This is a genomic window from uncultured Hymenobacter sp., from assembly GCF_964243305.1.
Taxonomy (GTDB): Bacteria; Bacteroidota; Bacteroidia; order Cytophagales; family Hymenobacteraceae; genus Hymenobacter.
Genome location: NZ_CAXTEF010000077.1, coordinates 1 through 3,870, shown reverse-complemented (window position 1 = coordinate 3,870; position 3,870 = coordinate 1). Strand labels below are relative to the sequence as shown.

The window sequence follows — 3,870 nt, the reverse complement described above, 5'->3', positions numbered from 1 at the left end:
TTTGGCTGCGTGAAAGAGATTCCGGCCGACGTGCAGCGGCATTTTCAAACCCTGCTGGCCCCCGAAACCCTGACTGACCCCGCCCGCCTGCTGGCCCTGCTCGAAACGGCCGGCGTGCTGCGCCCAACCGACCCGGCCCGCCAGCGCGACTTGTATCTGCGGGTGCTGCCGCCGGCGCTGGCGCTGGTCGGCCGCCCCTTCCGCGAGCCGGTTTTCGACTTCGGCGACCCAACTTTCCTCGAAAGCCTCTACGCCCTCGGCGACACATTTTTGCAGGATGAGGAGTTGCGGCGGCAGCGCGAGCCCCGCGGCTCGGCCCACTTCATCTACCTCAACCGCACCTACGTCGGCCTGTTTGCCTTGCTCACTGAGCTAAAAGCCGAGGTGCGCACCGGCGCCTGACTTCGGCACCGCGAGGGGGGGTAGGGATTTCAAGGCTAGCCCTTCTCTCTGGCAAGGCAGCTTTTCATCTTATGTTATGGAAGCTATTTAGGAAGTCGGCCGAAACACCCCAGACCGTCCTGCTGAGCAAAGCGAAGCATCTCGCTTGGGGAGGTAATCCACGAAACCGGACGATTGAGTTACTTCCCCACGCCAGATGCTTCGCTGCGCTCAGCAGGACGTTATCTCGACAGGACGTTCTTTCAACTTTTTAAACAGCTTCATTTTCCTACCCCCCTGCATTTCCCCAACCCATGAAAAAACTATTGCTCTTCGGCGCCGCCCTGCTGGGCCTGGCCGCTTCGCCTGCTTCGGCCCAAACGGCGGCTTCACCCGCCAAGATGAGTTGCTGCGCCCGCCCGGCCGCCAGCGCCAGCGCGACGGAAGCCTTCGCCATGCTGGCCACGGAGAAAGCCTTTTCGGGCGGCCACGACGCGCCCCTACCCTACTCCTATGCCGGTGAAGGCCGGCTGATTACTTTCAAAACCGCCGATGGCCAGACCGGCAGCGGCTTCGAAATCAAGAGCGCCACGCCCAGCAGCAAGTACCTGTTCGTGATTCATGAGTGGTGGGGCCTGAACGACTACATCAAGAAGGAAGCCGCTACGTTTGCCCGCGAGCTGCCCGGCGTCAATGTCATTGCCCTGGATTTGTACGACGGCCAGGTGGCCGCCACTTCCGACGAGGCCGGCAAGCTCATGCAGGGCGTCAAGACCGAGCGGGCCGCCGCCATCATCAAGGGCGCGCAGGCGTATGCCGGGCCGAAGGCGCAGTTTGCCTCGGTGGGCTGGTGCTTCGGCGGCGGCTGGAGCCTGCAAACCGCTTTGCTCGGCGGCCGGCAAACCGTGGGCACGGTGATGTACTACGGAATGCCGGAGAAAGACGTGACCAAGCTCAAGCAGCTCAAATCCAGCGTATTGGGTATTTTCGCCACCCAGGACCAGTGGATTTCGCCCGCAGTGGTGGCGCAGTTTCAAAAAGATATGAAGGCCGCCGGCCGGCCACTCACCGTCAAAAGCTACGCCGCCGACCACGCCTTCGCCAACCCCTCTAATCCCAAGTTCAAGCAGGACGATGCCGCCGACGCCCACCGCCTCACGCTGGCTTACCTGAAAAAGAGCTTCAAGCTGAAAGCGTAGCTCTCAGGTCAGCTTTATTGCTAGCTGTGTAGTTCCAGGGTGCACTGGGTCGGGTCTTGCGTAAACATAGAGGGGTCTTTTTGCCATTGAGTACAGACGAATTCGTGTGGAGTCAGCCCGCGCAACCGCCTAAGGCGTTTGGCGTGGTTGTGAGCCAGCAGAAAGACTGGCAGGGGCTCGGTGAGCTGCGCCGTGGTTTGGTAATGGTAGCGTGGTACGGTGGCCTCCTTGCGGGGCCGATTTCTGCGCTCGACCGGCCCGTTGGTCCACGGGTGGGCAGGCTTGGTGAGGCGGTGCTCGCTACCGTGCTCACCGCAAACCCGGCCAAAGATGCGCCGCCAGGCCCAGACCTGATGGGGCATGTTGCCAAACGGAGGGCCATTGTCGGTTAGGACGGTGTGCACCTGGTAAGGTAGCGCCGCCAGCACCCGGCGCAGAAAGTCGGCCACCAGCTTCTTCGTAGCGCGGGGCGGCAGCTCAGCAAAGGCCACTTTGCTGGTGCCCTCGCTAGCGACAACTAAGTACCCCTGCCCCTGCTCCGGCTGTACTTCGGCGAAATCGACAGGCAGGTAGCCAGTCGGGTAGTCTTTAATCTTCTTCGGCCTTCTTCTTCGGCGGCGACTGGCCGTCCTTCGTCAAGGGCAATCGATTGATGCCCTGACGCTGGAAACAGCGCTGTAGGGCCGAGCGGGACAGCTGCGGACTGGTGGCTTGCAGGGCCTATAAACCGTCATCTAGCGGCAGCAGCGGATGGCGTCGGAAGGCCACAGCGACGGCCTCCTCTGTGGCCGTAAGCACCGTTGAGCTAGGTGTGGGTAGGACCCATTGGCGCATCCATCGTCGTCGCACGTTTGCGCCACTTGGCGACGGTTTTGGGCTTGAGCCCGTGGCGTTTGGCGAGCGTTTGCAGGCTTTCCTGACTCCGCTGAATACTGCGCCGCACTGCCTGCGTTGGGCGGGCGCTGCCGTGGAGTAGTTGTGCCCTGATTTCGTGCGAAAATCCAGGCCCGAAAAATACCCCATCACTCCCTGGGACTATACAGGTACCGACAAGGGGCGTGCAGTGGGGCGTGAAGTGGAGCGGCATACTCAGTTGCATCGGCGCAGGTCCGCAAAACAGCCGCTTATTTCTAATCACCGCGGCCGCGCCCACTGGGTGCCTAATCGCCGCACTGGCTTCGCTGGCGCTGGTCTGGCTGCGGGCGCGGCCACTCCGCTACTGGCCCGCGGTGTGCCGGACGAGGCCGTGGTTACCAGCAGGATAAATGACTATTCGGCAGCCTGGGCAGAGTCGTCCGGCACATCGAAACTCCTACCCCGGCACCCTGAGCGGGCGCCCGTCTCCAGCGAGCCAGTGTTTTACCACCTTGCGCTATGCCTCATCCTGACAAAAATCAGTTACCTGACTGATTATCATCAGGGTAGCCGCACTGTTCCCCGGCGAACTTCGTCTCGTTCTTCAGAAGTGAATGCTGGTAATCCTCGCCCCGCCGGCCAACCGGCCACTCAGAATTCCAACCACCTTTGACGCTGAGCGAGCATCAAGTCGGCCTGCTCGGCCCGGCGTGGGGAGAGGCTAAAATGCCACTCTGCTTAATGGTAGCCTTACAAGTGAGAAATAAGCTTACTCATCAATCGCCTTTTGGTGACGCCCCGCAGCGGGAAACTCCGGCTGCTCGTGGGATGGCCCTGGCCTTGGCCTCGGGGTCCGGGTAGGTAGCCGGGGCCGGGCGGCGACCGACGACGGGTGCGGGAGCCGGGCGCAGCGGGCCAGCTTGGCGGCTCCCGCTGTGGAGCGCCCGGACCGCGCCAGTACCAAGCATACTCCCTATTTTTCTTTCCAATCCGAGTCATGAAAGTACTGTCTCCTTCGGCGCAGGGTACGCTCGATTATTTGCTGATTGCCGTGCTGGCGATGGCCCCTACGGCGCTAAGCTTTACGGGTGTGTACGGCGTCGTGTGCTACCTGCTGGCGGCGGTCTATTTATTGGTCGTGCTCGCTACTGATTTCGACATGGGAGCGGTGCGGCTACTGCCCTACCGGGCCCTCGGCGGGCTGGAAGTAATCAGCGGACTGGCCTTTGGCAGCTCGCCCTTTCTGTTTGGGTTTGCCAGGGCCAATCCCTCGGCCCGCGCCTTTTTTATCGGCTTTGGTGGGGCGCTGCTGGTTTTGTGGGCGCTCACGGACTGGACGGGCAAGGCCCACTCGGAGATGAGTGACCACCCGGAGGATAACCTGGAGGGCAATAAAACCTAGCCGGTGCTCCCGGCAGGCCGGCGCAATGCCCGG

The 3,870-nt window shown here is 62.0% G+C and carries 2 protein-coding genes and 2 pseudogenes; 3 read left to right on the top strand and 1 reads right to left on the bottom strand.

Features of this window, described 5'->3' with window-relative positions; all coding sequences use genetic code 11:
- Positions 1-402 (top strand): annotated as a pseudogene (locus tag ACFE70_RS20020) (AarF/ABC1/UbiB kinase family protein); the annotation flags it as partial.
- Positions 403-695: 293 nt separating this feature from the next.
- Positions 696-1,580 (top strand): dienelactone hydrolase family protein, encoded by an 885-nt coding sequence (locus tag ACFE70_RS20015; protein ID WP_375419555.1) that lies wholly within the window; start codon positions 696-698, stop codon positions 1,578-1,580.
- 20 nt (positions 1,581-1,600) lie between these two features.
- Here the strand turns inward: ACFE70_RS20015 and ACFE70_RS20010 are convergent.
- Positions 1,601-2,568 (bottom strand): annotated as a pseudogene (locus ACFE70_RS20010) (DDE-type integrase/transposase/recombinase).
- Between the two features lie 864 nt (positions 2,569-3,432).
- Here ACFE70_RS20010 and ACFE70_RS20005 point away from each other — a divergent pair.
- Positions 3,433-3,837, top strand: a complete 405-nt coding sequence (locus ACFE70_RS20005) for a hypothetical protein (protein WP_375419554.1) — start codon at positions 3,433-3,435, stop codon at positions 3,835-3,837.
- Positions 3,838-3,870: the final 33 nt, after the last annotated feature.